Origin of the sequence: Nocardia sp. NBC_00511 (genome assembly GCF_045161165.1) — a bacterium.
GTDB lineage: Bacteria > Actinomycetota > Actinomycetes > Mycobacteriales > Mycobacteriaceae > Nocardia.
The window spans coordinates 4,523,775-4,550,767 of record NZ_CP107849.1; the positions used below are offsets into that span (position 1 = coordinate 4,523,775).

The following is a 26,993-nucleotide window of genomic DNA, read 5'->3' on the forward strand; positions in this document are numbered from 1 at the left end:
TTCATGACGAACTCCACGAACACCGAGGCGACTGCCCCGGAACCCGTCGAGCACACCGCGATCGCCGTCGTCGGCGCGGGCTTCGGCGGCATCGGCCTGGCGGTCAAACTGCGTGAGGCCGGATTCGAGGACCTGCTGGTCCTCGAACGCGCCGACGATCTGGGCGGAACCTGGCGGGCCAACACCTATCCCGGCTGCGCCTGCGATGTGCCGTCCCAGCTCTACAGCTACTCCTTCGCCCCGAACCCGGACTGGTCGCGCACCTACGGGCAGCAGGCCGAGATCCTCGACTACCTGCACCGGGTGGCCGCCGACCACGATGTGGTGCGCCATATCCGTTTCGGCGCGGAAGTCCTGGATGCCCGGTGGGATGAGCAGCGCTCACTGTGGCGACTGGAAACCGCGCGCGGACCGCTCACCGCCGACGTACTCATCTCGGCGGCCGGGATCTTCGCCGAGGCCAAGTATCCTCAGCTGCCGGGCCTGGATCGCTTCGAGGGCAAGGCTTTCCACTCACTGCACTGGGATCACGACCACGATCTCACCGGTGAGCGGGTCGCGGTGATCGGCACCGGAGCCTCGGCCGTGCAGTTCGTGCCCGAGATCCAGCCTCTGGTGTCGAAACTGCTGCTGGTGCAACGCTCCGCGCCGTGGATCGTGCCCCGCATGGACCGCCGCACGCTGCCCCTGGAACGGCTGCTGCTGCGGCGACTTCCGCTGGCCCAGAAGGCGATCCGCGGCGGCTGGTACGCGGCCATCGAGGGCTTCGGCCTGATCTCGCTGGTGGACAAGCGCTTCCGTCATCCCTACGAGGCGCTCGGCCACCTGCAACTGCGACGTCAGGTGCGTGATCCGCTGCTGCGCAAGACCCTGACCCCCGACTATGTGATCGGCTGCAAGCGCGCCATCTTCTCCGACGCCTATCTCCCCGCGCTCGATCAGCCCAATGTCGAGGTCGTCACCAGCGGCGTCGCCGAGGTCCGCGCGCACTCGATCGTGCTGAGCGACGGCACCGAACACGCGGTCGACACCATCGTCTTCGGCACCGGATTCACCTCCATCCCCACCGCCTACGCCCGCTATGTGGGCCGCGACGGCCGCTCCATCGCCGACCTGTATCACGAACAGCCGCAGAGCTATCTGGGTGCGGCGGTCGCCGGATTCCCCAATTTCTTCTGCACGCTGGGCCCGTTCGGCGCGGCCGGGAACCAGTCCGCCATCTACATGATCGAATCCCAGATCACCTACATCGTGGATGCCCTGAAGGTGGTGCGGGACAGCGGATTCGCCCGCATCGAACTGCGGCCCGCCGTGCAGGACGAGTTCCTGGCCGAGATGGATCGCCGCAGCGCCGACACCGTCTGGCTGACCGGCGGCTGCCAGAGCTACTACACCACCGCCGACGGCCGCAATGCCGGGCTGTACCCGAACTGGAGCTTCGAATACCGCAGGCGCACGCGGCGATTCGATGCCGACTCCTACGAAATGAGCCACTGATGCCCGCCTTCCCCCTCGACGGCCGCGTCGCCCTCATCACCGGTGCCGGACAGGGCATCGGCCGCGAGCTGGCCGTGCTGCTGCACCGCCGCGGCGCCTCGGTGGCGCTGCTCGACATCGACGCGCGGGCCGTCACCGCGCTGGCGGCGGAGTTGGGCGAGCGCGCGCTGCCGGTCATCGCCGATGTCGCCGACCGAACCGCGATGGCCGAGGCCATCCCGCAGGTGGTCGCGTATTTCGGCCGACTGGACGTGGTGGTCGCCAATGCCGGCGTGGTGCCGCGCCCGGCGACCCTGCGCACCATCGACCCCGCCGATTTCGAGCGGGTGCTCGCCATCAACCTCTCCGGCGTCTTCAACACCGTGCATCCGGCCCTGGACCACATCATCGATTCCCGGGGCCACGTCGTGGTCGTATCCTCCTGTGCCGCTTTCGCTCCCGGCATGGGCGGCGCGCCGTACATGATCAGCAAGGCGGCGGTGGAGCAGCTGGGCCGGGCGCTGCGGGTGGAGCTGGCCCCGCACGGCGCGAGCGCGGGCATCGCGTATTTCGGCATCGTCGAGACCGCCATGACCCACGAGACCCTCGACCAGGACGAGCTGGGCCGCCGGATCGACGCCCTGCTGCCCTGGCCGCTGAATATCCGGATCACCGCGCCGCAGGCCGCCCGCACCGTCGCCGACGCCATCGAACGGCGTGCTCCGCAATCGATTTCACCGCGCGGCTGGATTCCCTATTCCCTGCTGCGCGGGGTGGTGAATGCGGTGCTCGACTCCGCTCTCACCCGGGATCCACGAATTCACGCCATTGTCCACGAGGTCGAGAATCGCACGGTTCGCGAGGTCGGGAATCGAGTACCCACCAATGCGCCCATTAGGGGTGTCAACAGACCTGAATTACGGTTTCACCAGTAGCAATACCCCATGGACATCAGGTGCGCGGAAGCGCATTATTGATCTCACATCCGGTGCCGTTCGTCGGGGGACGTCAAAGGAGACACCCCCAAACGGATGGGATGAGAAATCATGTTCACCAAGAAAATGATGGCGACGACAGTATTCGCCATTGCGGCCACCGGAATCACCATGGCCACCGCGCACGGCGAAGCCGGACTCGCGGATATCACCGTCGGCGGGGCCGACGGCTCGGTCGGATACACCACCACATTGGCGGCCGACCATTCCAATGCCCAGGTCACCCTGGACTCCGGCCGGTTCGTGCTGACCCCGGACGCGGTCCAGATCTACGGTGACGACGGTGCGTTCGTCGGCGCGATTCCGACCACGCTGCGGGTCGACACCGGCCAAAGTCTGGCTGTCACGCCGACTTTGAACAGTGACACCTCGCTGACCCTGACGCCGGTCGGCGGTCCGACCCCCGCCGCACTCAGCGAACAGACCCTGCCGTTCATGCATCAAACCGGCGGGGGCGGCGCGATTCTGGCCGGCGCGGTCGTCGGCTGCGTGGTCGGCATCCTGATCGGCATCTGGTTCTTCCTGGTCGGGGCGTTGTTCGGCTGTGCTATCGGAGCTGCCATCGGCGGCTTCATCGGCGCGGTTTCCTGACGCGCCCGAGGGTCGCGCCGGGCCGGTTCGGCTGCCTCCTCCCGGCCCGGCGCCGACCCTCAATTCAGCTGTAGTTCAGGCGAATACAAGTCCAGCCAGGTGCCGATATCGATGGCGTGGTCGAGCCCGACCCGCGTCGACGGGGACAGCTGCGCCGGATCGGCCTCCACGGCGGCCAGCAGCCAGTCCCGGTCCAGCAGGTCGAACAGCACCGAATCACGTTCCACCAGACGCTGTTTCACCAGCTGTTGCAGCGCGACAGCGTAGCCCGGGTCCTGCGTGGACGGATACGGGCTCTTGACCCGCTGCGCAACCGACTGTGGCAGCACATGTTTCGACGCGTGCCGCAGCAGGCTCTTCTCCCGGCCGTCGAAGGTCTTCAGCGCCCACGGTGTGTTGTAGACGTATTCGACGAGCCGGTGATCGCAGAACGGCACCCGCACCTCGAGCCCGACCGCCATCGACATCCGATCCTTGCGGTCCAGCAGCTGGCGCACGAACCGGGTCAGGTGCAGATGGCAGACGGTGCGCATGCGGTGCTCGACCTCGGTCTCGCCCGCCGGATGCTCGACCTCCGCGACCGCGCTCGCGTACTGATCGGCCACGTACTCCGGTAGTCGCAGGCGGCGGCGCAGCCCGGGTTCGATGATCTCCCACCGGGTGTCGCCCGCGAGCGCGCTGTTGAACGCCAGCCACGGGAAGGTGTCGGACTTCAGCGCGGTGCCGTCGTGGAACCAGCGGTAGCCACCGAACACCTCGTCGGCCGACTCGCCGGACAGCGCGACGGTCGAGTGTTCGCGGATGGCGCGGAACAGCAGATACAGCGAGCTGTCCATATCGCCGAGCCCCAGCGGCATGTCGCGCGCCCCGATCACCGCCCGCCGCACCGCGGGATCCGACAGCTCGGCCGGATTCAGCAGCACGGTCCGATGCGCCGAACCGACGTGCCGGGCGACATCGCGCACGAACGGCTCGTCCGGGGTGTCGCGCATCTCGTCGGGCACGAAATTCTCCTCCTGCCCGGCGAAGTCGACGGAGAAAGTGCGCACCTGTTCCCCGTCGCGGGCCAGCCGCTGCGCCGCCAGCCCGGTGAGCGCGCTGGAATCCAGTCCGCCGGACAGCAGTACGCAGCGCGGCACATCGGCGACGAGCTGCCGTTCGACGATGTCGGTGAGCAGTTCGCGCACCCGATCCACGCTGGCCTCGCGATCGTCGGTGTGCTCGGCGGGCTCGAGCCGCCAGTAGGTGCGCGGCCGGATGCCGTTGCGGTCCACGGTGATCACGGTGCCGGGCAGCACCTCGGCCATGCCCTTCCACAGCGCCCAGCCCGGCGCCTTGGTGAACGCGAACACCTCGCGCAGCCCGTCGGCGTCGACCACCCTGGACGCCAGCGGATTGGCCAGGATGGCCTTGGGTTCGGAGCCGAACAGCACGCCGTCGGGGGTCGGCGAGAAGTAGAAGGGTTTGATGCCCATCCGGTCGCGGACCATCAGCAGCTTCTCCTCGCGCTGATCCCAGATCGCGAAGGCGTACATGCCGTTGAGGCGGTCGACCACGGACTCACCCCATTGCAGGTAGCCGCGCAGCACCACCTCGGTGTCGCTGTCGGTGTCGAAGGTGTGCCCGAGTCCCTGTAGCCGGGACCGCAGTTCGCGGTAGTTGTAGGCCTCGCCGGAGTAGACGATGGCGATGTCGTCGTTCGGCGTGCCGACGTGCATCGGTTGCGCGCCGCCCGGCAGGTCGATGACGGCCAGTCTGCGGTGGCCGAGTCCGGCGTGTGGCCGCAGGAAGACACCGTGTCCGTCGGGGCCGCGACAGGCCATGGTTTCGGCCATGGCCGTCACCGTGTCGCTGCGCCGGGTCAAATCAGAATCGTATGAAACCCACCCTGCGATTCCGCACATCACGCGACCTCCAGATCTTTAGCAAAGAGAACTATCGGTAATTCCGTTGTAACACAACGAAACCCCGATAGACCACCGAAAGAGTTCAGCCCGCTCGACCGAAATTAATTGCTGCGCAGTTACTTCGAGATAGCCGAAGCGGCCCTCCCGCGCGCCCGCGTTCCCCCGCGCGTCAATAGCGAAACCCAGCACTCTATGACAACGGCAGCGCGCCCGCCACCCGAGGTCGGTAACGCCGCGACCCGGCGAAAGCTGTCGAGCCCCCGGTTTTCCTGCCATGTGGATTTACGGCTCCCACAGAACGCGTTTGTCCCATACTCTCCGAGTGAAACATGGTCGATTCAGGAGTTTGCGCATGAGTGTCCCGCCACCCGTCCCTACTTCGGCGACCGTCCGCAACGCCGCATCCACGCCCGTCAACTAGAGCGCGAGAGCCGCAGGTACTCGAAGATGGACACAGCTCGCCGCAGCTCCCGTGGTGGTCAACGTCGGCGCCGGTCGGGCAGCCCGCTGTTCGGCCAGTTGCTCACCGCCGCGGTCGAAACCGCCGGTGATGCCGTCGCCGTCCGGTTCAACCCCACCGGAGAACCCGCCGACCAGCGCGAGCTGACCTATCGCGAATTGGACGGACGCTCCTCGCAATTGGCGCGTGAGCTGATCAACCGGGGTATCGGGCCCGGCGACATCGTCGCGATCGCCATCACCCGATCCATCGAATCGGTGCTGTCGGTGTGGGCGGTCGCCAAGACCGGCGCCGCCTACGTCCCGGTGGACCCGGCCTACCCGCCGCAGCGCATCGAACACCTGCTGACCGATTCGGGCGCGGCGTTCGGGCTCACCATGCGCGCGCACCGGGCGGACCTCGGCCAGAGCGCCTACTGGCTGGAACTCGACGATCCGGCACAGGTCGAGCGGATCGCCGCCTGGCCCGCGCATCCGGTCTCCTACGCCGACCGCACCCGGCTGCTCACCGATCAGCATCCGGCGTACATCATCTACACCTCCGGCTCGACCGGCCGCCCCAAGGGCGTCGCCGTCACCCACGCCGGGATCTCGAACATGGCCGCGGTCGGCGTGCGCTACCGGGTCACCCCGGATTCGCGGGTGCTGCACCTGAGTTCGCCCAGCTTCGACTTCTCGCTCATGGAGATGCTGTTCACCTTCACCGCGGGCGCGACCCTGGTGATCTCACCGCCCGGCGTCTTCGGCGGCGCGGAACTGGCCGAACTGCTCACCCGCGAACACGTCTCACACCTGCTGATCACGCCCGGCGCACTGGAATCCCTGGACGCCGACGGGTTCGACGAGATCCGCGTCGTGGTCTGCGGCGGCGACCGGCTCGGCGCGGACCTGGTGACCCGCTGGGCGAACGTGGACCGTTCCATGTTCAACGCCTATGGCCCGACCGAGGTCACCGTCATGGTGACCACCGCCGAAATGCTTCCCGGACAGCCGATCACCGTCGGCTCCGCGATCGCCGGGGTCGGCGCGTTCGTGCTGGACTCGCGGCTGAGCCCGGTGCCCGACGGCGTCGTCGGCGAGCTCTACCTGTCCGGAGCCGGGCTGGCGCAGGGCTACCTGAACCGGCCCGACGCGGTCGCGGAACGGTTCGTGGCCAACCCCTTCAGCAGCACCGAGGGCGGCGCGGGCACCCGGCTCTACCGCACCGGCGACCTGGTGCGCCGCCGCAACGGCGTGCTCGAATACCTGGGCCGCACCGACTTCCAGGTCAAGATCCGCGGTCTGCGCATCGAGCTCGGCGAGATCGAGGACGCGCTCACCGCCCACCCCGACGTCGACTTCGCCGCCACCCTGGGCACCACCCTGTCCTCCGGGACCACCGCGCTGGTGTCCTATGTGCGGGCCCGGCCCGGGGCGGTCCTCGACACCGCGGCGCTCACCGAGTTCCTGCGGGAATCGCTGCCCGCGTACATGGTTCCGGCCGCCATCGTGGTGCTCGACGAGATCCCGCTGACCCCGGTGGGCAAGCTGGACCGGGAGCGACTACCCGAGCCGGTGTTCACCGGCCGCGCCTACCGGGTACCGGTCACCCGCGCCGAGGCCGCCGTCGCCGCGGTCTTCACCGACCTGCTACAGCCCGCCGAACCGGTGGGCGTCGACGACGACTTCTTCGAACTGGGCGGCAACTCACTGCTGGCGGCGCAGGCCGCGGCCCGCGTCGGCACCGCGCTCGGCGTGCGGGTTCCGGTGCACGTGATGTTCGACATGCCCGGCGTCGCGGCGCTGGCGGCCTGGCTGGACAGCACCGCCACCGGGGCGGGCGGACCCGCGCTGGGCACCCTCGAACGACCCGACCGGGTGCCGCTGTCGTTCGCGCAGCAGCGCATGTGGTTCCTCAACCGCTTCGATCCCGGCAGCGCGGTCGACCACATCCCGCTCGCGGTACGACTGAGCGGGACACTGGATCTGGGCGCGCTGCGCGCCGCCGTCCAGGATCTCGTCGCCCGGCACGAAGTACTGCGCACCCTCTACCCGGACGTGGACGGCGAGGGCTACCAGCTGGTGCTGCCGCTGGGCGATCCGCGCGCGGTGCCGGAACTTCCGGTCCTCGACGTCACCTCCGACGAGCTGACGCAGCGGATCATCGAGGTCGCCCACGCGGGCTTCGACGTCACCCTCGCGCCGCCGATGCGATTGCGGCTGTTGCGGATCGCGCCCGAGGAGCACGTGCTGGTCGCGGTGATGCATCACATCGCGGGCGACGGACTGTCCATGGGACCGCTGACCCGCGACCTGGTGACCGCCTACGCGCAACGCGCGCAGGGCGCGGCGCCGGGCTGGCAGCCGCTGCCGGTGCAGTACGCCGACTTCGCGGTGTGGCAGCGCGAGACCCTCGGATCCGAGGTCGATCCGGAATCGCTGCTGGCACAGCAGATCTCGTTCTGGCGCTCGACGCTGGCCGACCTCCCCGACGAACTGGTGCTGCCCTTCGACCGGCCGCGGCCGCCGGTCGCCTCCTACCGGGGCGCGACCTACGGCTTCCGCATCGACGACGAGATCTACTCGGCGGCACGCCGTTTCGCCGAGACCCGCAACACCACCCTGTTCATGGTGGTGCACACCGCGCTGGCGGTGCTGCTGGCCCGCCTCTCCGGCACCCGGGACATCGCGGTCGGCTCCCCGGTGGCGGGCCGTGGCGCGGCCGAATTGGATGATCTGATCGGCATGTTCGTCAACACGCTGGTGCTGCGCACGGACGTGGACCCGGCCGCCGGGTTCGACACCCTGCTGCGGCAGGTGCGCGAGGCCGACGCGCAGGCCTTCGGGCACGCCGACGTGCCGTTCGAACGGCTCGTGGAGCTCATCGATCCGGTGCGCTCGCAGGCCCGCAACCCGCTGTTCCAGGTCATGCTGACCTTCCAGAACATGGCACCGGCCGCCCTGGAACTGCCCGGGCTCACCGTGGCGGGCGCGGATCTGCAGATCCCGTTCGCCAAGTTCGATCTTCAGCTGACCCTCGCCGAATCACACGACGAGCAGGCCGCGGTAACCGGGCTGGACGCCGAATTCTCCTACGCGCTGGACCTTTTCGACGAGGCGACTGTCGCGTCCTTCGCCCGGCGCTTCCAGCGGGTGCTGGCGGCGGTGCTCGCCGACCCCGAGGCCGCCGTCGGCGACCTCGACCTGCTGACCGCGACCGACCGGCGGCGGGTGCTGACCGACTGGAACGCCACCCGTTTCGATGTGCGCGCGGCCGTCGGACTGCACTACGGCGTCGAACCGACCCTGGTGTCCATGTTCGAGGCGCAGGCGGCGACGACACCGCAGGCGCTCGCGGTGGTCTTCGAGGACGAGCGCCTCACCTACCGGGATCTGCGCGAGCGCGCCAACCGGCTGGCCCGCGAACTGATCACCGCCGGAGTCGGGCCGGAATCCACGGTGGCGCTGGCGATCCGGCGCTCCACCGAACTAGTGGTGGCCATGTACGCGGTGCTGACCGCGGGGGCCGCCTACCTGCCGTTGGATCCCGATCAGCCGGGTGAGCGGATCGGGCACATCCTGAACACCGCGCGGCCGCGCCTGGTGCTGAGCACGCGGCGGGACGAGTTCGCCTCGGACGCGGAGGTCGCCTACGTCGAGGACCTGGAGCGGCAGGCGTTGGTACACAGCGGGACTCAGGTCTCCGATGCCGAGCGGATCGTGCCGCTGCGGGCGTGGAACACCGCGTACGTGATCTTCACATCCGGATCGACCGGTCGGCCCAAGGGTGTCGCCATCAGTCACGCGGCGATCGTGAATCGTCTGGTGTGGATGCAGGCCGAATATCGGCTCGGTGCCGATGATGTGGTGTTGCAGAAGACTCCGGCGACGTTCGATGTGTCGGTGTGGGAGTTCTTCTGGCCCTTGCAGACCGGTGCCGCGCTGGTGGTGGCGAAGCCGGATGGGCATCGGGATCCGGTGTATCTGGCGCAGGTGATCGCTGAACAGGGTGTGACGACAGCGCATTTCGTGCCGTCGATGCTGGCGGTGTTCGTGGCCGCGCTGGGCGAGGATCATGTGTCGGATCGTTTGCGGTTGCGGCAGGTGTTCGCGTCGGGTGAGGCGTTGCCCGCGCCGACGGCGCAGAAGCTGCGTGAGTTGACCGGTGCGCGGTTGCACAATCTGTACGGTCCGACCGAGGCCGCGGTCGACGTCACCTTCCACGAGGTGGTCGATGCGGACACGGTGTCGGTGCCGATCGGTCGTCCGGTGTTCAATACTCAGCTCTACGTGCTGGATTCGCGTTTACACCCGGTCGCCCCGGGTGTGGCGGGCGAGCTCTACCTGGCTGGCGATCAGCTCGCGACCCGGTACGTGGCGCGTGCGGATCTGACCGCGGATCGCTTCATCGCCAACCCGTTCGCTCCGGGTGAGCGCATGTACCGCACCGGCGACCTGGTGAAGTGGACCAGCGCAGGTGAGGTGGAGTACCTGGGCCGCACCGACTTCCAGGTGAAGCTGCGCGGTCTGCGCATCGAACTCGGTGAGATCGAAGCCGCCCTGCTCGCCCAGCCCGGGATCGAACAGTCGGTCGTGCTCGTGCGCACCGACCCGCACGCCGGTGAACTGCTGGTCGGCTACGTGGTCCGTGCGGCCGGAGCCGACGTCTCGGCGGATGTGGTGAAAGCCGCACTGTCACAGCTGCTTCCGGCCTACATGGTGCCCGCTGCCGTCGCGGTGCTCGACGCGTTCCCGCTCAATGCCTCCGGCAAGCTGGACCGTAAGGAGCTGCCCGCGCCGGTGTTCGAGGCCAAGCGTTTCCGCGCGCTCTCCACACCCATAGAAGAGCTGGTCGCGGGGGTGTTCGCCGATCTACTCGGGCTCGAGAAGGTCGGTGCGGACGACGACTTCTTCGATCTGGGCGGCAATTCGCTGATCGCCACCCGCGCGGTCTCGCGCATCAACGAGGCTCTCGACGCCGCGGTGTCGGTGCGGGAGCTGTTCGAGACCTCGACCGTGGCGGCGCTGGCCGCGCGCATCGTGCCGGGCACCGCCACCGGCAGCCGCCCGTCGCTGGTGGCGGGCGAGCGTCCGGCGCACCCGCCGCTGTCGCTGGCACAGCAGCGCATGTGGGTGCTCAACCAATTCGACACCGGCTCACCGGCTTACAACATTCCGATGGTCATCCGCCTCACCGGCAGCCTGGACACGAACGCGCTGGCGCAGGCCGCCGAGGACGTGGTGGCCCGCCACGAGGTGCTGCGCACCCGCTACCCGGAATCCGGGCCCGGCGGCGCGCCCTACCAGGACGTGCTGTCGGTCGCCGACGCGCTGCCCGAGGGTCTCACCGTCGAGCGGGCGAACGATATCGGGGCCCGGGTCGGGGCGCTCGTCGCCACCGGATTCGATGTGGCAGCCGAGATTCCGGTGCGGGTCGCGATGCTCACCGGTGACGCGCCCGACGACTACCTGCTGATTCTGGTGGCCCATCACATCGCCGCCGACGGCGCCTCGCTGGCACCGCTGGCCCGCGACCTGATGACCGCCTATCTCGCGCGCACGGCGGGCGAGAATCCCGGCTGGGCACCACTTCAGGTGCAGTACGCGGACTTCGCGCTCTGGCAGCACGACGTCATCGGCACCGACAGCGACGAGAACTCCGTCGCCGCACAGCAGATGACCTACTGGCGCGAACAGCTCGCGGGGCTCCCGGGTACCGGCGTGCTGCCCCTGGATCACCCGCGTCCGCCGGTCGCGTCCATGGCCGGAGCACTCGTCGACTTCACCGTCGGCGCGGACGTCCACGCGGGATTGAACCGAATCGCACGCCGCCACAACGCTTCCCTGTTCATGGTCGTGCACGCCGCGGTCGCGGCGCTGCTGGCGCGGACGTCGGGGACGACGGACACGGTGATCGGCACACCCATCGCCGGGCGTGGCGAACGCGCGCTGGACGATCTGGTCGGCATGTTCGTCAATACGCTGACCCTGCGCACCAGGGTCGACACCTCGGCGTCCTTCGACGATCTGGTGGAACGGGCGCGCGAGACCGATCTCTCGGCGTTCGCGCACGCCGACGTCCCGTTCGAGCGGGTGTCCGAGGTCGCGGCTCCCGGTCGCGGCGCGGCCGATCCACTGCTACAGGTGGTGCTGGCGCTTCAGAACACCGAGGCCGCCTCCCTCGATCTGCCGGAGCTGACCGTCTCGGCGGTGGACACCGACCTGGTCACCGCCAAGTTCGATCTCCAGATCGCCATCGATCCACTACTGTCCGCCGACGGCTCCCCCGACGAACTGGTGGTGGTGTTCTCCTACGCCGCCGACCTCTTCGACGAACCGACCATGACGGCGCTGGGCCAGCGGCTCATCCGGATCCTGACCGCGGTCGCCGCCGACCCGCACGTGCCGGTCGGCGATATCGACCTGCTCGACTCCGCGGAACACGCACGGGTGCAACCGAGTTCGGCGACCGCACCGGCCGTGGCCACCCGGGGCACCGCACTGCCGCAGGCGCTGTCCACGGTGGTCGAGGACGATCCCGACGGCCCCGCCCTGGTGTGGGGCGAGAGCGCGCTCACCTACCGTGAACTCGACGCACGCTCTTCGCGTTTGGCGCGCACACTGATCGGCCGCGGTGTCGGCCCGGGCATAGAGGTCGCGATCCGGCTGGATCGCGGCATCGAACTCGCGGTCGCGACCTGGGCGGTACTCAAGGCGGGTGCGGCGGCGGTGCCGCTGGCCGCCACCGACCTGCCCGGCTCCGGCGACCTGGACGTGAAGGTCGGATTGACGCTCGGCACACCGGTTTCCGTGCCCGGCATGGATTGGCTCGCCCTCGACCATCCGGCGATCGCCGCCGAGGTCTCAGCCGAATCGGCCCGACCGGTCACCTACGCGCACCGCACCCGCACCCTGCACGGCGACGATATCGCCTGTGCGGCACCGGGTTCGGTCCGGCTCAGCTATGACGCCCTGGCAACGATGCTGGATCGGGTCCGCACCACCGCGGAGCTGAACTTCGAGTCGCGCACCGTCCACCTGGGTGCGGGCAACAGCCTGCTGTCGGTCCTGGAAGCCCTCGCCGCCGGGATGTCCGGTGCGTCGATGGTGTTGCCGCACAACGGCTCCGACCTCAGCGGGGCACTCGCCGACGAATGGGTCACGCACGTGTTCGCCGAACACGACCAGCTGAACGCCGTCGACCCGGCCGCTCTCGAGGATCTGCGGGCCGTCATCGTGGACGCCCCGGACGCGCCGCCCGCCTGGGGCCACGCCATCCTGATATCCGTACCCTCACCCGGCACAGAAGCGAGGTAAGCCCGTGCCCATCCCCGTCACGTCGTTCGACCATGTCCGCCTCACGGTTTCCGACATCGGCCGCTCCCGCAAGTTCTACGAACTGGTTTTCGGCTGGCCCGTCTACCTGGAAACCCCTGCCGACGCCGACGAGGCCACCCGCGAGCTGCTCTGGTTCCTCTTCGGCGGCGTCCTCTACCGGATCAGCGACACCCAGCTGCTCGGCCTGCGCCCGGTGGCCGAGGACGCCTTCCACGAAAACCGCTGCGGTCTCGACCATCTCGCCTTCACCCTCCCCGACCGCGCCGCCCTCGAAGCCGCCGCCGCCCTGCTCGACGACCACTCCATCCCCCACGAGCCCATCAAGGACCTGGGGCCCATGTCCATCCTCGAGTTCCGCGACCCCGACAACATCGCCCTGGAACTCGTCGCCCACTCCTGATCGGCCGGGCGGCGGTCAGCCCGGCGACCCCCGTCGCAGCCGCAGGCCGTCCCGGACGTTGAGCGACATCAGCACGATATTCACCGCCCCCGCAACGAGTTCCACCGCCTGCACGGCATAGAACACGACGCCGAACTCGCCGCGCCCAGCCAGCGCGGCGAGGGTGATCGCCGCCGGGATCAAGACCAGCAGCCCGTTCGCCGCGATGAACGGCATCCGGCGCTTCTTGGCGAGAATTGCTGGCAGAGTGGACTTTCCGGCCAGCCGGAAGCCGCTCGCCCCGGTGATCGCCAGCGCGAGCACCAGCACCGGCAGTCCCCACGGGATGGCCTGCTTCACCTCGATCACGGCCGCTCGTGACCCGAACAGTTCGGTCGCGGCGGAGGAGATCCAGAAACAGCAGATAGTGGTCAATCCGATCACGCCCGCGATCGGATGAATGCGGGAAAGCATGCCGTCCCCCTCTTCGAGGTTCAGGTGGCGCGACCGGCCTCCAGATTGCCGATCGCCTGCCGAATCGAACGATTGAACTCCGCCCGCCGAGTGTCCGAAAACCCCCGCGTGGCAATGTCATTGACCGCACCGGCCGCCGCGTACAACTCCGTACGCAACCCCCTGGCCCGCTCGGTGAGATGAATCAGCGCCCGCCGCCCGTCCGCGGGGTCCGCACTCCGCCGAATCAATCCGTCCCGCTCCATCCGCTTGAGCGTGTGCGCCATGGTCGACTGATCGATCCGCACCTTCTCGCACAGCTCGTTCTGCGTAACCCCCTCCTCCTCGAACAACGCCAGCAATTGCGCGAACTGCCCCGGCACCACCCCGACCCCCGCGATCCGCTCCCGCAACGCCTGCTCCATCAGCCGGGCAAGATGATTGACCCCATACCCGAGCGACGCCCCCCGCTCCATCGCCCCCGATCCGTCGGCATCCACCCTGTCTCCTCTCTTCGACGAGCTCGACTCCTCATAATACATGGCAAGCCATATATATGCGCCGTCCGATCGGCGAGCTCATCGGCGGTGAGCCTGGCCAGCTACGCCGCTGCGAGTATCCGATTCACGGAATCGCCGGGGCCACTTGCGCATCCGAGTCGCCGCGTTCGGCGACGTCGATGGCGGCGGCCAGGAAGGCGGCTATCGCTGAGGAGCGGGAGCCTTCCGGCCAGGCGATGGCGGTGATGCTGGGGCTGAGATCCGTCACCGGGATGAAGACGATGTCCGGGCGCGGGTAGCGGGCGGCTGTCGAGGCGGGGAGGAAGGCGACCGCTTGGCCGTAGCCGACCACCTCGAGGAGTTGGGTGAGATCGCGGACCGCGGGTCCGGTAGGGGCGGAATCGGTTGCGGCACTGCCGGTCCAGGCCGCCGCCAAGGTGACGGGGTCGCGACCGGCCCAGTAGGCGTCGGAGGCGGGGTCACCGCTCGGCCAGTGCGGCAGCGGTTCACCGGACAGGTCGGCTCGGCGCAGGCGGGTGCGGGTGGCGAGGCGGTGACCGGCGCACAGGGCCACCACGCGGGGCTCGGTGAGCAGTTCCCAGATCTCGAGGCCGTGAGGATCGTAGGGGCTGTGCAGGATGGCGACATCGGCTGCACCGCAGAGCAATCGGGCGGTCGGGCCACCCCAGTCGGCGAAATCGATCTCGACCGGCGGGAGGTCCGGGCGCTCGTAGGCGGCGACGATCTCGCGCAGCAGGCCGCTGTCCACACCCGGTTTCAGGGTCACCGTAAGGCGCGGTTCGGGAGCGGCCGCGCGCATGGTGCGGGTGATCGCGGCGTCGGCGGCGGCCAGCACCGACCGCGCCTGCTCCAGCAGCACCGCACCGGCCGGGGTGAGATCGACCCGACGGGTATCGCGTTGCAGCAGCGTCACACCGAGCCGGGACTCCAACTGCGCGATCGCCTTCGACAGCGGGGACTGCGCCATGCCGAGCCGCTGCGCGGCCCGCGAGAAGTTCAGCTCGGTGGCGACGGCGACGAAATACCGGAACTCACGCAGTTCGACATCGCTCATACCAATCCTCACCTGCGGTTAGACCCTGCAAGTCTAGATGCGGATCGAATCGGTCTTTCCGCGACCCGGGGGCCAGGGCGTTGACTGAATTCAGCGACCCGGAGTCGCGAACACAAGGAGTGAAACATCATGAGCAACACCACCTCTCGCGAAATCGCCCTGGTCACCGGCGCCAACAAGGGCATCGGCCGGGAAACGGCCCGACGACTGGCCGCGACGGGCATGACCGTACTGCTGGGCGCCCGCGACATCCAGCGCGGCGAGCAGGCGGCCGCCGAACTCGCCGCCGACGGCCTCGACGTCCGGTTCCTGCACCTGGACGTGACCGACGCCGACACCGTCAAGGCCGCCGCCGCCCGCGTCGAACAGGAATTCGGCAAGCTCGACGTGCTGGTCAACAACGCTGGCATCAGCGTGGAGAACGGCACGGCGGTCACCGACATCACCGCCGACGCCATGCGCACCACCTACGAGACCAATGTGTTCGGCGTCGTCACCGTCACCAACACCCTGCTGCCGCTGCTGCGCGGATCCGCCAACGCCCGCATCGTCAACGTGTCGAGCCTGCTGGCCTCGCTGAGCGTCTCCGCCGACCCCAACGGTCCCCTCGCCGGGTGGCCGGCCGCGTCCCTGCTGGCCTACAACTCGTCGAAGACCGCGCTCAACGCGCTGACGGTGATGTGGGCCAATGTGCTTCGCGCCGACGGCATCAAGGTCAATGCCGCCGACCCCGGCTACATCGCCACCGACCTCAACCACCACAGCGGCACCTCCACCGTCGAGGAGGGCGCGACCGCCATCGTGACCCTCGCCACCCTGCCCGCCGACGGCCCGACCGGCACTTTCCAGTCCGCCGACGGCCCGCACACCTGGTGAGCGGCGGTCCGGCCGACCTGTTTTCCCGAAGTGGACAGCGGGTCGGCCACACCGCGCGGGCCCGATCGCCAGCATGATGGTGGGATGGCCGAACAGGGGAGCATATGCGCGGACTACTGACACTGATCGTCGTGCTGGCGATCGCACTGGTGGCGGGCGACCGGATCGCGGTCGTCCTGGTCCAGAACGAGATCGGCCGCAGGATCGCGTCCGAATACCAGCTGTCGGCCCGACCGGCCGTCGACATCAACGGCTTTCCGTTCCTGACCCAGGCCGTCGACGGTACCTACGGCGACATCGACATTCGGGTCGGTGACTGGACCGACAAGCAGATCACCGTCCACAACCTCGACGTCACCCTCGACAAGGTCTCCGCACCGCTGGGCGACATCGCCAACAACCGCACCGAGAACCTGGTGGCGGCAACGGCGACCGCCACCGCCCTGGTCCCCTACACCACGGTGCAGCCCTACGCCCCCGCCGGAGTGGAGTCGATCTCCAACGGCCAGAACGGACTCGACGTCACCGGCACCTTCACCGTCGGCGGCATTCCGATCCCGGCCACGGTGGTGGTCACCGTCGCCCCCACCGACGACGGCATCCAGATCACCCCGGTCTCGGTCCAGGCCGCCGCGGGCGGACCCATGATCCCCCTGGCCCTGCTGCGCGACACCCTCACCTTCACCGTCCCCCTGCAACAACTGCCGGTCGGCGCGAAACTGACCTCCATTCAGCCGACCCCGGCCGGACTCCAGGTCACCGCCGTCGCCCACAACGTCCACTTCTCCGACCTGCCGAAGTAGCGACGCTGTTTTCTATTGGCCCGTCTCGAACAGTTCGTGACCGGTGTCCGGGAACCGCTCATGGTGATCAGCCACGATCGTTAGTTCTTGGCGAAAACCGACTCCGATGAAACACACCAGGATGTCGGCGTCGCGGCTGACCTGGATTCACGATGAATCCTTCATGCCGGGGGATGCGAAACGCAGCCGACGAGACCGAGGTCGTCGAACCATGACGAGAACCGGGAAAATGATCAAGTAGACTTGATCAAGCTAACTTGATCACCGACCCGCATCAAGGTTGCGCCGCGACCATGGGCGAGACGGATAGGTTGTTCGACATGGGTGCGCGCGGGTCCAGTAGCCCGGATCGGGTCGGGGTCGAATTGCGGCTGCTCATCGGGCAACTGTTCCGGCGGCTGCGCAATGACCTGAGAATCACCGGGGTCAGCGTTCCGGAGCTGTCGGTGCTGGGTCGATTGGATCGCGAGGGCCCGGTCACCGCGGTGGAATTGGCTGCCGCCGAACAGGTTACGCCGCAGGCGATGGCACTGACGGTGGCCGCGCTGCACAATCGCGGCCTGATCTCCAAGACCAAGGACAACCGCGACAAGCGACGCCTGCTCCTGGAGGCGACACCCACCGGGCGGGCGGCGATGAGCGCCCTGCGCGCAGACACCGCCGACCGCGTGGTGGCCGCGCTCGCCGCCGACTTCACCCCCGACGAGGTGGCCCGCATCGCCGACGCGCTACCGCTGCTGGCGCGACTGCGAGATCGGTTGTAGCCCCGGCCATCAGGCCACGGACGTGCCGATCAGATGGCCGACCGCGTAGGTGACCGCGACCGACACCGCGCCGAGCGCGAGCTGTCGCAGACCCGAGTGCAGCATCGGACGTCCGGTCAGCCGTCCGACGACCGCGCCACCGGCGAACAGTGCCACACAGCTGATCGCGAGCGACGGGATCAGCGACGCGACACCCAGCAGGTACGGGATCAGCGGCAGGATCGCCCCGAGCGAGAAGGCGACGAATGACGCCGCGCCGGCCAGCACCGGTGAGGGCAGATCCTGCGGGTCCACGCCGAGTTCGTCACGGGTGTGGATCTGCAGCGCCTGGGCCGGATCATGGGAGACCGCGTCAGCCATGCGCTGCGCGGTATCGAGATCGGCCCCGTAGGACTGGAAGCGCTCGACCAGCTCGGCCAGCTCCTCCTGCGGAAAGCGTTGCAGCATATCGGCTTCCAATGCCACCTCGGCGGCGACCAGCTCGTTCTGATTGGTGACCGACACGTACTCCCCGGTCCCCATCGAGAACGCCCCGGCGACCAGGCCCGCCAGGCCGGTCAGCACGATCGCGTGCACCTCGACCCCGCTGCCGCCGACACCCGCGATCAGCGCGGCATTGGTCACCAGACCGTCGACGGCCCCGAACACGGTGGGCCGCAGCCACCCACCGGATACGTCCCGGTGCCGATGTGTCCATCCCGACGCCGCAGTCATCACCGGCAACCCTTTCACTCGCGCCCCCGCCCGCACATCATGCTGGCCGACTACCCGGACGCCCCGCAGGCAGTCCCGATCGAGTTCATAGAGTGATCCGCGGGTCGCGCTCCGTGGTACGGCGGGAACACTTTCCGGCGGTCAGTGCACCGGGCGGGTGGTGGCGCGCGAGTCGTGCCAGAGGCCGAGGTCGAAGTACAGCGTGGTCATCGAATCCCACATGGTCGACCACGGCTGCCTGGGGCCCTTGCACTTCCAGACCGCGACCATCCGGTCGATGCCGGGAATGCCCATCGGATCGTCGAGCTGCCAGACCCGCTCCACCTCGGTGAAATGCGAACGCAGGCCCGGCTCGGCGGTGTTCAGTCCGACGTAGATCACCGTGGTGGTGGAATCCGGTGGCGGACCGAAGAATCCGAAGCCCCGGCTCGGGCTGTAGGTGGGCGGCAGGTCGTACTTGCCGCCGAACTCCTCGACCGCGCCACCCTGCCAGTAGCCCTGGGTGATGATCGCGGAGTGCGCCTTCTCCTCCGGCGTCAGCGTCTCGTACCCGGCGTCGACCGCCGCGACCATGCGCGACCAATTGGTGGTGCCCCAGAACGCGGATCGAATACCGAGATCGATGGCGTTCTGGGTCGGGGTGCGCCAGCTCTGCGGCAGCGGCAGCAGGGTGAGCGTGCCGACGAACGTCACCACCGTGAGCACCACGACCGGGATCATCGCCAGATTCATCCACCGCCTGCGCGGATACTGCGCGAAACCGACAGCACCGAGGGCGAACATGGCAGGGAAGAAGCCGGTCGGATAATACGGGCGACCGTGCGTGACCACCACGAACAACGTCATCAGCAGCAGCGCGACCGGGACGAAACGGTAGGGGCGCAACGACTCCTGCCGCAGCACCGCCCAGAATCCGACCGCGATCAGCACGGTGCCCAGGAAGCCCGCGAGCCCCAGCCACTGCGGGAAGAATCCCGGCGGACCGTAGCCCGTCGCGTCCTGTTCGGCGCCGATGATGGTGCCCATGGCCAGCTGCGGCCAGTTGTGCTGCGACTGCCAGTACAGGATCGGCGCCACCGACAACGCCAGAATGCCGGTCGCCACCCACAGCGCGCGACGTCGCAGGATCTCGCGCGGGCCACAGAGGATCACACCCATGCCCAGGCAGGCCCAGACCAGCGGGATCATCCACTTGACCTGCATGTCCAGTGCCGCAACGAGTCCCGCCACGACGATCAGCCAGTCCTGGCGGGTGCGCACCCAGCGCACGAACAGCCAGGTGATCACCGCGGTCAGCGTCGCGTCGAAGGAGAAGGTGCTCAGCGCACACTGGGTGACGAGCAGATAGGACGTCGCGTAGGTGCCCGCGGCGAGCAGCTGGATGCGGCGGCTGCCACGCAGTTCGTAGGCGATCAGCGCCGCGACCACGATCGCGCCGACACCCATCACGACGGCCGGAAACCGCACCGCCGTCACCGATCCCGGCGCGAGCACGTCCGCGAGGTGGGCGAAGAAGGCCACCACCACGCCCTGGTCGGCGTAGGTGTAGTCGAGTCGGCGGCCCGCGGACAGGAAATAAAGTTCGTCCCCGAAGAACTCGTAGCGGCCCGCGGTCACCGTCAGCACAATCGTGGAGATCGCGGCCAGCAACGCGACACCGCGCGCGGCGAATGGTGGGTGGGTATCCGAAATGTCCTTCGGTTCGACGCGAACCGATACGACCGCTGTCATGAACTGCCTCTGATGCTTTCCGACAGACGCGTACGACGCATCACTCCCGTTGATGACGTCACATCTGTTCGCTGGTGAACTGATTCCTCCCCGGCAGCGAACTTGATGAGCGAAAGAGCTCGCGATCCTGCTCGGATTTGCAGCTGAGCAGAACGTTAATGCCTGATCAGCCGTGTTCGCAAATGGAGAACGCAGTAATAGCGATTCGCTTCCAATTGAAACATCGCGCTCAGGATGGCATTCCGAGCAGCCGGTTCGCAATGACCGATACGGTGACAGATTCGATGACGGATGCCGGGACAGGTGCCGACGCAGCGACGTTGCGTTCGAATTTCGCTACTGTTCTTTTCCCGTTTCCAGATACCCATCGAATACAAAGTGCCACGCATCACATCCGATTCGACATACGGATAGGTGACCGATCCACCAACAGATTCGCTTCCATCCGGAATCAATCCCGGAGGGTGCATGCCGGGCGAACCTGTGATATGCGTTGATGGGGGAATGCGAATTCCACCGATTCGATGAGAGTTAGGAACACAGGAAAAATCATGGAAATCATCTCGCTGCTCTTCACCCTGCTCGGCCAGGGCGCGAACGTGGCAAGCCTCGGATCCGCGTACGCGAACTCCAAGCACTGACAGGGGGGCTGTGCGTCGGCCCCTCCCCGGGGCCGACCGCAACCGCACGCGCAGGGCAGGCGAAAACGCCTGCGGCGCAAGAGATGTGGGGCGGGCGGGGCTCGAACCCGCGACCAATGGATTATGAGTCCACGGCTCTAACCGACTGAGCTACCGCCCCGGACCGCGGCGGTGCGCGGGCGTCGCGATGGTACCGCGCCGGTAGTGAGATTGCCTACTCGGGCACGGGTAATGAGGGTCCTGCCCGGAAGGGGTGGGCAGGACCGGCACATCAGGCCAGGCGGTCGGCGATCTTGTTGAGTTCGAGTTGGTAGTACAGGATTCCGAGACCGAAGACGAAGTTCAGCAGGAAACCGAAGACCGGGTTGCAGGTGCCTTCCAGGCCCGCGGCCTCCTGGGACTGGCGGATGCGGTCACCCGTACGCCAGAAACTGATGATGGCGGCGATGCCGGTCCAGGACAGGAAGATCATCACCAGCAGCGGTCCGACCACGGGGGCGTCGGGGTCGCGGCGCAGTTCGGCCATCTCCTTGTGGATCTTGTAGTACCAGACCAGGAAGTAGATGCCGAGGGTGATCAGGGGCCAGACCAGCCACACCAGGACGGCGTTGCGGTTCTTGACGGGGGCCGCGAGGGCAGTGTTCATTCTTGGAATCCTGTTGTCGTCGTGCGATTTTCGAGCCTCCGGCCGGGCCGGTGCGGGAAACGTATCCACAAGATCGTGACCGGATCGTGAAGCGTTAATCTGGGGCGACCACGAGACGGGAGCACACGATGGCGAATCTGTTCGTGAACGTACTGCGCGGACATCAATGGCTCTACGAGAACAGCAACGGGCTGGTCGGGCACCGCTTGCTGTTCGGTAACCCGACCCTGCTGCTGCGGACGATCGGCCGCAAGACCGGGCAGCAGCGGACCAATGCCCTGACCTACGCCAAGGATGGCGAGAGCTACCTGGTGACCGCCTCCAACGGCGGGTCCTCGCGGCCGCCGGGCTGGCTGGCCAACGTGAAAGCCAAGGGCGACTGCGATATTCAGGTCGGCACCAAGCACATCCCGGTGACCGCCACCGCCACCTATCCGGACGATCCGGACTACGCGCGCCGGTTCCAGCTCGTCGACAAGGTCAACGGCGGCCGCTACACGCAGTACCAGAAGATGACCGACCGCAAGATTGCCGTGGTGGTGCTCACCCCGCGCTAACCGGCCCGACGGGTGGACAGCGCGGGTAAGGGTCGACTATCCTCTGCGCCTAGAGGGGAGTACTTCCCACGAATCATTCCGGTCAACACGGGCCGCGCTATCGCGGCCCCCGGGTGGTTGCCCACGGACATGGGTGAAGGAGACCTCGGCTGGTTACCCATGCCCGAGGAGGTCCCGTGAGTCCTACCCTGTCCGTACTCGCCGCCGATACCGTCTACAGCGCGGCCCCGCCCGTTCAATCCATCGGTACGCCCTGGTTGTGGGGTCTCACCTTGGCCGGAGTACTGGCGCTGCTGGTGCTCGATTTCGCGCTCACCCGCCGCCCGCACGAGGTGTCGATGCGGGAGGCGATCGGCTGGACCGTCTTCTACATCGCCCTGCCGGTCGCGTTCGGCCTGTTCCTGTGGTTCAACAACGGCGGCACCACCTCCGTCGAGTTCTTCACCGGCTACCTGCTGGAGAAGTCGCTGTCGGTGGACAACCTGTTCATCTTCATGCTGCTGCTCTCGGCGTTCGCCGTCCCCGCGGCTCTCGCACAGCGGGTGCTGCTCTACGGCATCGCGGGCGCACTGGTGCTGCGTGGCATCTTCATCGCTCTGGGCGCGGCCGCACTGGCCACCCTGGACTGGGCATTCCTGCTCTTCGGCGTCATCCTGCTGATCACCGCGGTGAAGCTGCTGGCCGACGCGGCAGGCGGGCACGAACAGGACGTCGACATCAGCACCATGAAGTCGGTGCGCCTGCTGCGCCGCTTCTGGCCGGTCACCGACGACTACCGCGGCACCAAAATGGTTGTGCAGGAGGCGGACCCGGACAAGCCCGGCATGTTCCGCCGCGCCCTGACCCCGCTCGCCCTGGTGGTGGCCGCGGTGATGGCCACCGACGTGGTGTTCGCGGTCGACTCGGTCCCCGCGGTCTACGGCGTCACCGGCGACCCCTTCCTGGTCTTCGCCACCAACGCCTTCGCCCTACTGGGCCTGCGCGCCCTGTACTTCGTCCTGCACGCCGCGCTCTCGCGCCTGGTCCACCTGGCCTACGGCCTGGCCGCCATCCTCGCCTTCATCGGCGTGAAGCTGGTCCTGCACTGGGCCCACGGCATCTGGAGCGGCGTCCCCCAGATCCCCACGGCCGCTTCGCTACTGGTGATCGTGGTGGTCCTGACCACCGTGACCCTCACCAGCCTCCGCGCCACCCGCGGTGACAAGGGGCACGCGCCGGAGTCCACCGTCGACGCCTGACAGACAGCCGAAACGGCCCCCGAGGACTTCTCCTCGGGGGCCGTTCTCGTTCTGCGGGAACCGGTTACGTCAGCTTCACGCGGGCGGCGAAGAAGCGGGCGACGGCCGGGGCGAAGCGGTTGAAGCGGTACTGGAGCCAGGCTTCGGGGGTCACCGGGACGACGTCGCGGTCGTTCTCGACGGCCTTGACGATCTGGGCGGCGACCTTTTCGGGGCCGTAGCGGCGGGCCGCGTAGAGCTTGTCGTAGCGCTGCTGCTTGGCGGCTTCCTCCTCGGCGGAGACGCCCGAGAAGCGGGTGTTGGCAACGATGTTGGTGTGCACGATGCCGGGGCAGATGGTGTGCACGCCGATGCCCTGACCGGCCAGTTCGGCGCGCAGGCAGTCGGAGAACATGAAGACCGCCGACTTGGAGGTGGAGTAGGCGGCGAAACCGCGCTGCGGGGTGTAGGCGGCCATCGAGGACAGGTTGACGATGTGGCCGCCCAGGCCACGCTCGGACATGGCCTTGCCGAAGGAGCGGCAGCCGTTGATCACGCCGTGCAGGTTGATGTTCAGCACCCGGTCGAATTCGGCTGCGGGAGTCTCGAAGAAGTCGCCCGCCGCGCCGATGCCCGCGTTGTTGATCAGGATGTCCGGCACCCCGTGCGCGGCGATGACCGTCGCGGCGTGCTCGGCGACATCGGCCTCACTGGACACGTCGAGCTGGTAGGCGTGCGCCGTACCACCTTCGCGCGCAATGAGTTCCGCGGTCTCCTTGGCGGAATCCAGGTTGATGTCCGAGAGCACCACCTCCGCGCCCTTGCGGGCGAAGGCCAGCGCGGTCTCGCGGCCGATACCGCTGCCGCCGCCGGTGATGACCAGCAGCTGATCGTCGAAAGGCCGCTGCTCCCGGCCGACTTCGGCGCGGCGCAGGGTGCGCGGGATCTCGCCGGTGCGCAGCGAGTCGATGAGCTCGATGGTGGAGGTGGCCAGCAGCTCCGGATGCGAGAACGGCAGCCAGTGTCCGCCGCCGACCTCACGCCGGTACAGGTTGGGCGCGTACTCCTTGGTGTCGGCGTATCCGGCCGGGCGCACCGCGACGTCGCGGCGGGCGATGATCAGCTGCACCGGCACCTCGGTGCGGCGCTCGCGCGGATCGGCCATGCGCTGCAGGATGTTCGCGCGGTAGATGCGCATGCCGTCGAAGAAGTCGCGGCGGAATTCCGGCCCGAACTTGATGTTCTGCGGCGAGGTGTCGTTCATCAGCCCGACGAAACGCGACCACATCTTCTCGGTGCCCAGCGGCTTGAGCACCACCCGCGGCACTCCCGGGGTCATGAACAGACCGGTGTAGGCCGAGGACAGCAGCTGGGTGAACGGCCCCCACAGCTTGCCCTGCGCCAGGTTGGTGCGCGCCCACGCGCCCAGGTGGTCCAGGTTGGGCCCGGACACCGAGGTGAAGGAGGCGACCCGGTCGGCGGCCTGCGGTTCGCACACCGCCTCCCACATCTCCACCGAACCCCAGTCGTGGGCCAGGATGTGCACGGGCGCTTCGGGACTCACCGCGTCGGCGACCGCGAAGAAGTCGGCGGCGAAGTGCTCGAGGCGGTAGTCCTCGGTGCGGTCGGTGCGGGTGGAACGACCGTGCCCGCGGGTGTCGTAGGTGACCACGTGGAAGCGGTCGGCCAGCAGCGGCACCACGCGATCCCACAGGTGATTGTCGTCGGGCCAGCCGTGCACCAGCACGAGCGTTTCCGCGGACGGCTCACCGTATTCGTAGACGGCGATGTCGAAGTCGCCGCTGCGCACCACCCGCTCGGCGGCGGGGATGACGGTGGGGTGATCGGTCACGATCTTCTCCTCGTTGAGATGGCGCTAGATGTCGAGCACCAAACGGTCCCCGCCGCAACGGGATACACAGATGAGCATGTCGCCGGCCGCCCGCTCGGCGTCGGTGAGCACGGTGTCGCGATGCTCGACGTCGCCGGAGCGCACCCGCACCACACAGGTGCGGCAGAACCCCTGACGGCACGAATACGCGCTGTCCGGACGAACTTTCAGCACTTCCTCGAGCACCGACTTGTCGGCGGGCACGTCGAGGGTGACACCGGTACGAGCCAGCTCCACCTGGAAGGCGGTGCCGTTGACCACCGGCGGCGGCGAGAACCGCTCGGAATACAGTTCCACGCCCGGCATCTCGCGGATCCGATCGGCGATGGCCTGGGTCATCACCACCGGTCCGCAGCAGTACACCGAGGTGTCAGCGCCGACGCCCGGCAGCAGATCCGCGGCGGTGGGGATGCCGTGCTCGTCGTCGGTGCGCACGGTGACCCGCGACCCGAACGACTCCACCTCCGACAGGAACGGGATGGTGTCGCGGGAACGCCCGGCGTACACCATGGTCCAGTCGACGCCGAGCCGGTCGGCCATCCGAATCATCGGCAGAATCGGCGTGATGCCGATGCCACCGGCCACGAAATGGATTCGGGCAGCGGAGGATCCGTAACCCGGCAGCACGAACGGGAAGGCGTTGCGCGGCCCGCGCACGGTGACCCGGGTGCCGACCTTCAACCCGTCGTGCACCTCCAGCGATCCCCCGTTGCCCTGCGGAATGCGCCGCACCGCAACGCGATACGCGTGCTTGTCGGCCGGATCGCCGCACAGCGAGTACTGCCGCACCCGCCCCGAGGGCAGCTCCAGATCCAGGTGCGCGCCCGGCCGCCACTCCGGCAGCCGCGCGCCGTCCGGCGCGGTCATCAGCAGGCTGATCACGTCGGTGTCGTGCGCCTCCACCCGGCGCTCGACCACGACCAGCGGAATCCGCCAGTCGTCGACGCGCACCGCGGGCTCGCGCCGGTTCACCAGAGTGGTCCAGCGCAAACGGCTTTCGGCGATGAAGTCCAGCACCCGGGTGGCGCGATCGGGACGGCTCTTTCCGTACAGGTCCGCGGGCGGAGCCTCCGGAACGGGTCGTTCCGCGCTCACGACGCCATCATCCGCGCGGCCGGCGACTGCGCCAGGTAGGCGATCGCCTGCGCGGAGGAGCCGACGGTCTCCGGGGTGTAGCCCGGCTTGAACGTCGACAGCGCACTGATCAGCAGGGACGGAATGCCCGGCACCGCACCGCGCCACATGGCCGCGAAGATCCGCAGGATCAGCATCGGATAGCGGTGGTTGGGCAGCGAGGAGTCCTGGTGCACCAGGTATTTGGTGCCGCGCAGCAGCAGCGCGATGAAGATCGGGAACACCAGCAGCATGAGCGCGCCGCGCCGGAAGTAGCCGACCTCGAAGTACTCGGCGACATCGTGCGCGACCATCCGGTGCTCGACCTCTTCGGCCCCGTGCCAGCGGAACAGGTCCAGCATCTGCGGGTCGGTGTCGAACTTCTCGAGCTCGGCGTTGAGCACCCAGTCGCCGAGCCAGGCGAAGAAGTGCTCGAGCGTGGCGATCACGCCGAGGCGCTCCACCAGCTGCTGCTGGCGGGCGGCCTCGCTGGCGTTCTCGCGCGGGCCCAGGGTCTTGCGGAACAGGAATTCCGTCTGCCGCACATACGGTTCCACATCGATGCCGTGGGTGGCGAGCACCTCTTCGAGGGCTCCGCCGTGGCTCTCGGCGTGCATGGACTCCTGCCCGATGAAGCCGATCATGGCTTCGCGGAGCTTCTCGTCCTTCACCAGTTCCAGGGCCTCGCCGAAGGTCACCAGGAACATGCGCTCGCCCTCCGGCAACAGCATGCTGAGGGCGTTGAGCACGTGCGAGGCGACCGGTTCGTCCTTCATCCAGACCGGTTCGGTCCTGGACCAATCGAACTGAACGTTGCGGGCGTGAAGGGCTACTTCTCCCGGTTCGGCCACGGTCCGCCGTCCCAACTTCGGAAGTAACTTCATCGGT

The 26,993-nt window shown here is 68.0% G+C and carries 20 protein-coding genes and 1 tRNA gene; 10 read left to right on the plus strand and 11 right to left on the minus strand.

What is annotated here, in order from left to right; translation table 11 throughout:
- Nucleotides 1-3: 3 nt before the first annotated feature.
- The 3 genes from OG300_RS21300 (at nucleotide 4) to OG300_RS21310 (ending at nucleotide 3,062) form a co-directional block, all read left to right on the plus strand.
- Nucleotides 4-1,497: a flavin-containing monooxygenase gene (locus OG300_RS21300; protein ID WP_405484180.1), complete on the plus strand. Its 1,494-nt coding sequence runs from the start codon at nucleotides 4-6 to the stop codon at nucleotides 1,495-1,497.
- A complete protein-coding gene (locus tag OG300_RS21305) occupies nucleotides 1,497-2,411 on the plus strand; it encodes an SDR family oxidoreductase (protein WP_405484182.1) in 915 nt (304 codons plus the stop codon). Before OG300_RS21300 ends, OG300_RS21305 begins: the two co-directional genes overlap by 1 nt.
- 111 nt (nucleotides 2,412-2,522) lie before the next feature.
- Nucleotides 2,523-3,062 (plus strand): hypothetical protein, encoded by a 540-nt coding sequence (locus OG300_RS21310; RefSeq protein ID WP_405484184.1) that lies wholly within the window; start codon nucleotides 2,523-2,525, stop codon nucleotides 3,060-3,062.
- 59 nt (nucleotides 3,063-3,121) lie between these two features.
- On the opposite strand, the gene asnB is transcribed toward OG300_RS21310, so the two are convergent.
- On the minus strand, nucleotides 3,122-4,966 hold the full coding sequence (asnB, locus tag OG300_RS21315; protein WP_405484186.1) for an asparagine synthase (glutamine-hydrolyzing): 1,845 nt from the start codon (nucleotides 4,964-4,966) through the stop codon (nucleotides 3,122-3,124).
- Between the two features lie 450 nt (nucleotides 4,967-5,416).
- Between asnB and OG300_RS21320 the strand changes: the two genes are divergently transcribed.
- Both OG300_RS21320 and OG300_RS21325 read left to right on the plus strand, forming a co-directional pair.
- Complete coding sequence (locus OG300_RS21320) at nucleotides 5,417-12,724, plus strand: amino acid adenylation domain-containing protein (RefSeq protein WP_405484188.1); 7,308 nt, start codon at nucleotides 5,417-5,419, stop codon at nucleotides 12,722-12,724.
- Nucleotides 12,725-12,728: 4 nt separating this feature from the next.
- On the plus strand, nucleotides 12,729-13,145 hold the full coding sequence (locus OG300_RS21325) for a VOC family protein (RefSeq protein ID WP_405484190.1): 417 nt from the start codon (nucleotides 12,729-12,731) through the stop codon (nucleotides 13,143-13,145).
- Nucleotides 13,146-13,160: 15 nt separating this feature from the next.
- On the opposite strand, the gene OG300_RS21330 is transcribed toward OG300_RS21325, so the two are convergent.
- The 3 genes from OG300_RS21330 to OG300_RS21340 all read right to left on the minus strand — a co-directional run bounded on the left by OG300_RS21330 (nucleotide 13,161) and on the right by OG300_RS21340 (nucleotide 15,152).
- The gene (locus tag OG300_RS21330; protein ID WP_405484192.1) at nucleotides 13,161-13,598 is read right to left on the minus strand and encodes a hypothetical protein; all 438 of its coding nucleotides are present in this window, start codon (nucleotides 13,596-13,598) and stop codon (nucleotides 13,161-13,163) included.
- A 20-nt stretch (nucleotides 13,599-13,618) separates the two neighbouring features.
- Nucleotides 13,619-14,077, minus strand: coding sequence for a MarR family winged helix-turn-helix transcriptional regulator (locus tag OG300_RS21335; protein ID WP_405484194.1), 459 nt, complete (start codon nucleotides 14,075-14,077; stop codon nucleotides 13,619-13,621).
- A 124-nt stretch (nucleotides 14,078-14,201) separates the two neighbouring features.
- Entirely contained in the window at nucleotides 14,202-15,152 is a 951-nt protein-coding gene (locus OG300_RS21340) for a LysR family transcriptional regulator (protein WP_405484196.1), read from the minus strand.
- A gap of 129 nt (nucleotides 15,153-15,281) precedes the next feature.
- Here OG300_RS21340 and OG300_RS21345 point away from each other — a divergent pair, with 129 nt between their 5' ends.
- The 3 genes from OG300_RS21345 (at nucleotide 15,282) to OG300_RS21355 (ending at nucleotide 17,595) form a co-directional block, all read left to right on the plus strand.
- On the plus strand, nucleotides 15,282-16,028 hold the full coding sequence (locus tag OG300_RS21345; protein WP_405484198.1) for an SDR family oxidoreductase: 747 nt from the start codon (nucleotides 15,282-15,284) through the stop codon (nucleotides 16,026-16,028).
- Between the two features lie 104 nt (nucleotides 16,029-16,132).
- On the plus strand, nucleotides 16,133-16,831 hold the full coding sequence (locus OG300_RS21350; protein ID WP_405484200.1) for a DUF2993 domain-containing protein: 699 nt from the start codon (nucleotides 16,133-16,135) through the stop codon (nucleotides 16,829-16,831).
- A 293-nt stretch (nucleotides 16,832-17,124) separates the two neighbouring features.
- The gene (locus tag OG300_RS21355) at nucleotides 17,125-17,595 is read left to right on the plus strand and encodes a MarR family winged helix-turn-helix transcriptional regulator (protein WP_405484202.1); all 471 of its coding nucleotides are present in this window, start codon (nucleotides 17,125-17,127) and stop codon (nucleotides 17,593-17,595) included.
- A 9-nt stretch (nucleotides 17,596-17,604) separates the two neighbouring features.
- On the opposite strand, the gene OG300_RS21360 is transcribed toward OG300_RS21355, so the two are convergent.
- The 4 genes from OG300_RS21360 to OG300_RS21375 form a co-directional block, all read right to left on the minus strand.
- Nucleotides 17,605-18,309 carry a VIT1/CCC1 transporter family protein gene (locus OG300_RS21360; protein WP_405484204.1) on the minus strand — a complete coding sequence of 235 codons (705 nt, stop codon included), beginning with the start codon at nucleotides 18,307-18,309 and terminating at the stop codon, nucleotides 17,605-17,607.
- 141 nt (nucleotides 18,310-18,450) lie between these two features.
- A complete protein-coding gene (locus tag OG300_RS21365; RefSeq protein WP_405484206.1) occupies nucleotides 18,451-20,040 on the minus strand; it encodes an ArnT family glycosyltransferase in 1,590 nt (529 codons plus the stop codon).
- Nucleotides 20,041-20,767: 727 nt separating this feature from the next.
- A tRNA-Ile gene (locus tag OG300_RS21370) sits at nucleotides 20,768-20,841 on the minus strand.
- Nucleotides 20,842-20,952: 111 nt separating this feature from the next.
- On the minus strand, nucleotides 20,953-21,327 hold the full coding sequence (locus OG300_RS21375; protein WP_405484208.1) for a DUF4234 domain-containing protein: 375 nt from the start codon (nucleotides 21,325-21,327) through the stop codon (nucleotides 20,953-20,955).
- Between the two features lie 128 nt (nucleotides 21,328-21,455).
- Here OG300_RS21375 and OG300_RS21380 point away from each other — a divergent pair, with 128 nt between their 5' ends.
- Nucleotides 21,456-21,884: a nitroreductase/quinone reductase family protein gene (locus OG300_RS21380; RefSeq protein WP_405484210.1), complete on the plus strand. Its 429-nt coding sequence runs from the start codon at nucleotides 21,456-21,458 to the stop codon at nucleotides 21,882-21,884.
- 176 nt (nucleotides 21,885-22,060) lie between these two features.
- Entirely contained in the window at nucleotides 22,061-23,122 is a 1,062-nt protein-coding gene (locus tag OG300_RS21385) for a TerC/Alx family metal homeostasis membrane protein (RefSeq protein WP_405484212.1), read from the plus strand.
- 64 nt (nucleotides 23,123-23,186) lie between these two features.
- Here the strand turns inward: OG300_RS21385 and OG300_RS21390 are convergent, their stop codons facing one another.
- The 3 genes from OG300_RS21390 to OG300_RS21400 are packed head-to-tail and all read right to left on the minus strand — an operon-like array spanning nucleotide 23,187 to nucleotide 26,989.
- Nucleotides 23,187-24,956, minus strand: a complete 1,770-nt coding sequence (locus tag OG300_RS21390; protein ID WP_405498625.1) for an SDR family oxidoreductase — start codon at nucleotides 24,954-24,956, stop codon at nucleotides 23,187-23,189.
- A 21-nt stretch (nucleotides 24,957-24,977) separates the two neighbouring features.
- Nucleotides 24,978-26,087, minus strand: a complete 1,110-nt coding sequence (locus OG300_RS21395; RefSeq protein WP_405484214.1) for a PDR/VanB family oxidoreductase — start codon at nucleotides 26,085-26,087, stop codon at nucleotides 24,978-24,980.
- Nucleotides 26,084-26,989 (minus strand): metal-dependent hydrolase, encoded by a 906-nt coding sequence (locus OG300_RS21400; protein ID WP_405484216.1) that lies wholly within the window; start codon nucleotides 26,987-26,989, stop codon nucleotides 26,084-26,086. The genes OG300_RS21395 and OG300_RS21400 overlap by 4 nt, the downstream gene beginning before the upstream one ends.
- Nucleotides 26,990-26,993 lie beyond the last annotated feature (4 nt).

Bases quoted from the DNA above. Each gene is read 5' to 3' on its own strand.
- OG300_RS21330 (WP_405484192.1), bottom strand. From the start codon at position 13,598: ATGCTTTCCCGCATTCATCCGATCGCGGGCGTGATCGGATTGACCACT.
- OG300_RS21365 (WP_405484206.1), bottom strand. From the start codon at position 20,040: ATGACAGCGGTCGTATCGGTTCGCGTCGAACCGAAGGACATTTCGGAT.
- OG300_RS21380 (WP_405484210.1), top strand. From the start codon at position 21,456: ATGGCGAATCTGTTCGTGAACGTACTGCGCGGACATCAATGGCTCTAC.
- OG300_RS21345 (WP_405484198.1), top strand. From the start codon at position 15,282: ATGAGCAACACCACCTCTCGCGAAATCGCCCTGGTCACCGGCGCCAAC.
- OG300_RS21340 (WP_405484196.1), bottom strand. From the start codon at position 15,152: ATGAGCGATGTCGAACTGCGTGAGTTCCGGTATTTCGTCGCCGTCGCC.
- OG300_RS21305 (WP_405484182.1), top strand. From the start codon at position 1,497: ATGCCCGCCTTCCCCCTCGACGGCCGCGTCGCCCTCATCACCGGTGCC.
- OG300_RS21375 (WP_405484208.1), bottom strand. From the start codon at position 21,327: ATGAACACTGCCCTCGCGGCCCCCGTCAAGAACCGCAACGCCGTCCTG.
- OG300_RS21400 (WP_405484216.1), bottom strand. From the start codon at position 26,989: ATGAAGTTACTTCCGAAGTTGGGACGGCGGACCGTGGCCGAACCGGGA.
- OG300_RS21355 (WP_405484202.1), top strand. From the start codon at position 17,125: ATGGGCGAGACGGATAGGTTGTTCGACATGGGTGCGCGCGGGTCCAGT.
- OG300_RS21310 (WP_405484184.1), top strand. From the start codon at position 2,523: ATGTTCACCAAGAAAATGATGGCGACGACAGTATTCGCCATTGCGGCC.
- asnB (WP_405484186.1), bottom strand. From the start codon at position 4,966: ATGTGCGGAATCGCAGGGTGGGTTTCATACGATTCTGATTTGACCCGG.
- OG300_RS21360 (WP_405484204.1), bottom strand. From the start codon at position 18,309: ATGACTGCGGCGTCGGGATGGACACATCGGCACCGGGACGTATCCGGT.
- OG300_RS21320 (WP_405484188.1), top strand. From the start codon at position 5,417: ATGGACACAGCTCGCCGCAGCTCCCGTGGTGGTCAACGTCGGCGCCGG.
- OG300_RS21350 (WP_405484200.1), top strand. From the start codon at position 16,133: ATGCGCGGACTACTGACACTGATCGTCGTGCTGGCGATCGCACTGGTG.
- OG300_RS21300 (WP_405484180.1), top strand. From the start codon at position 4: ATGACGAACTCCACGAACACCGAGGCGACTGCCCCGGAACCCGTCGAG.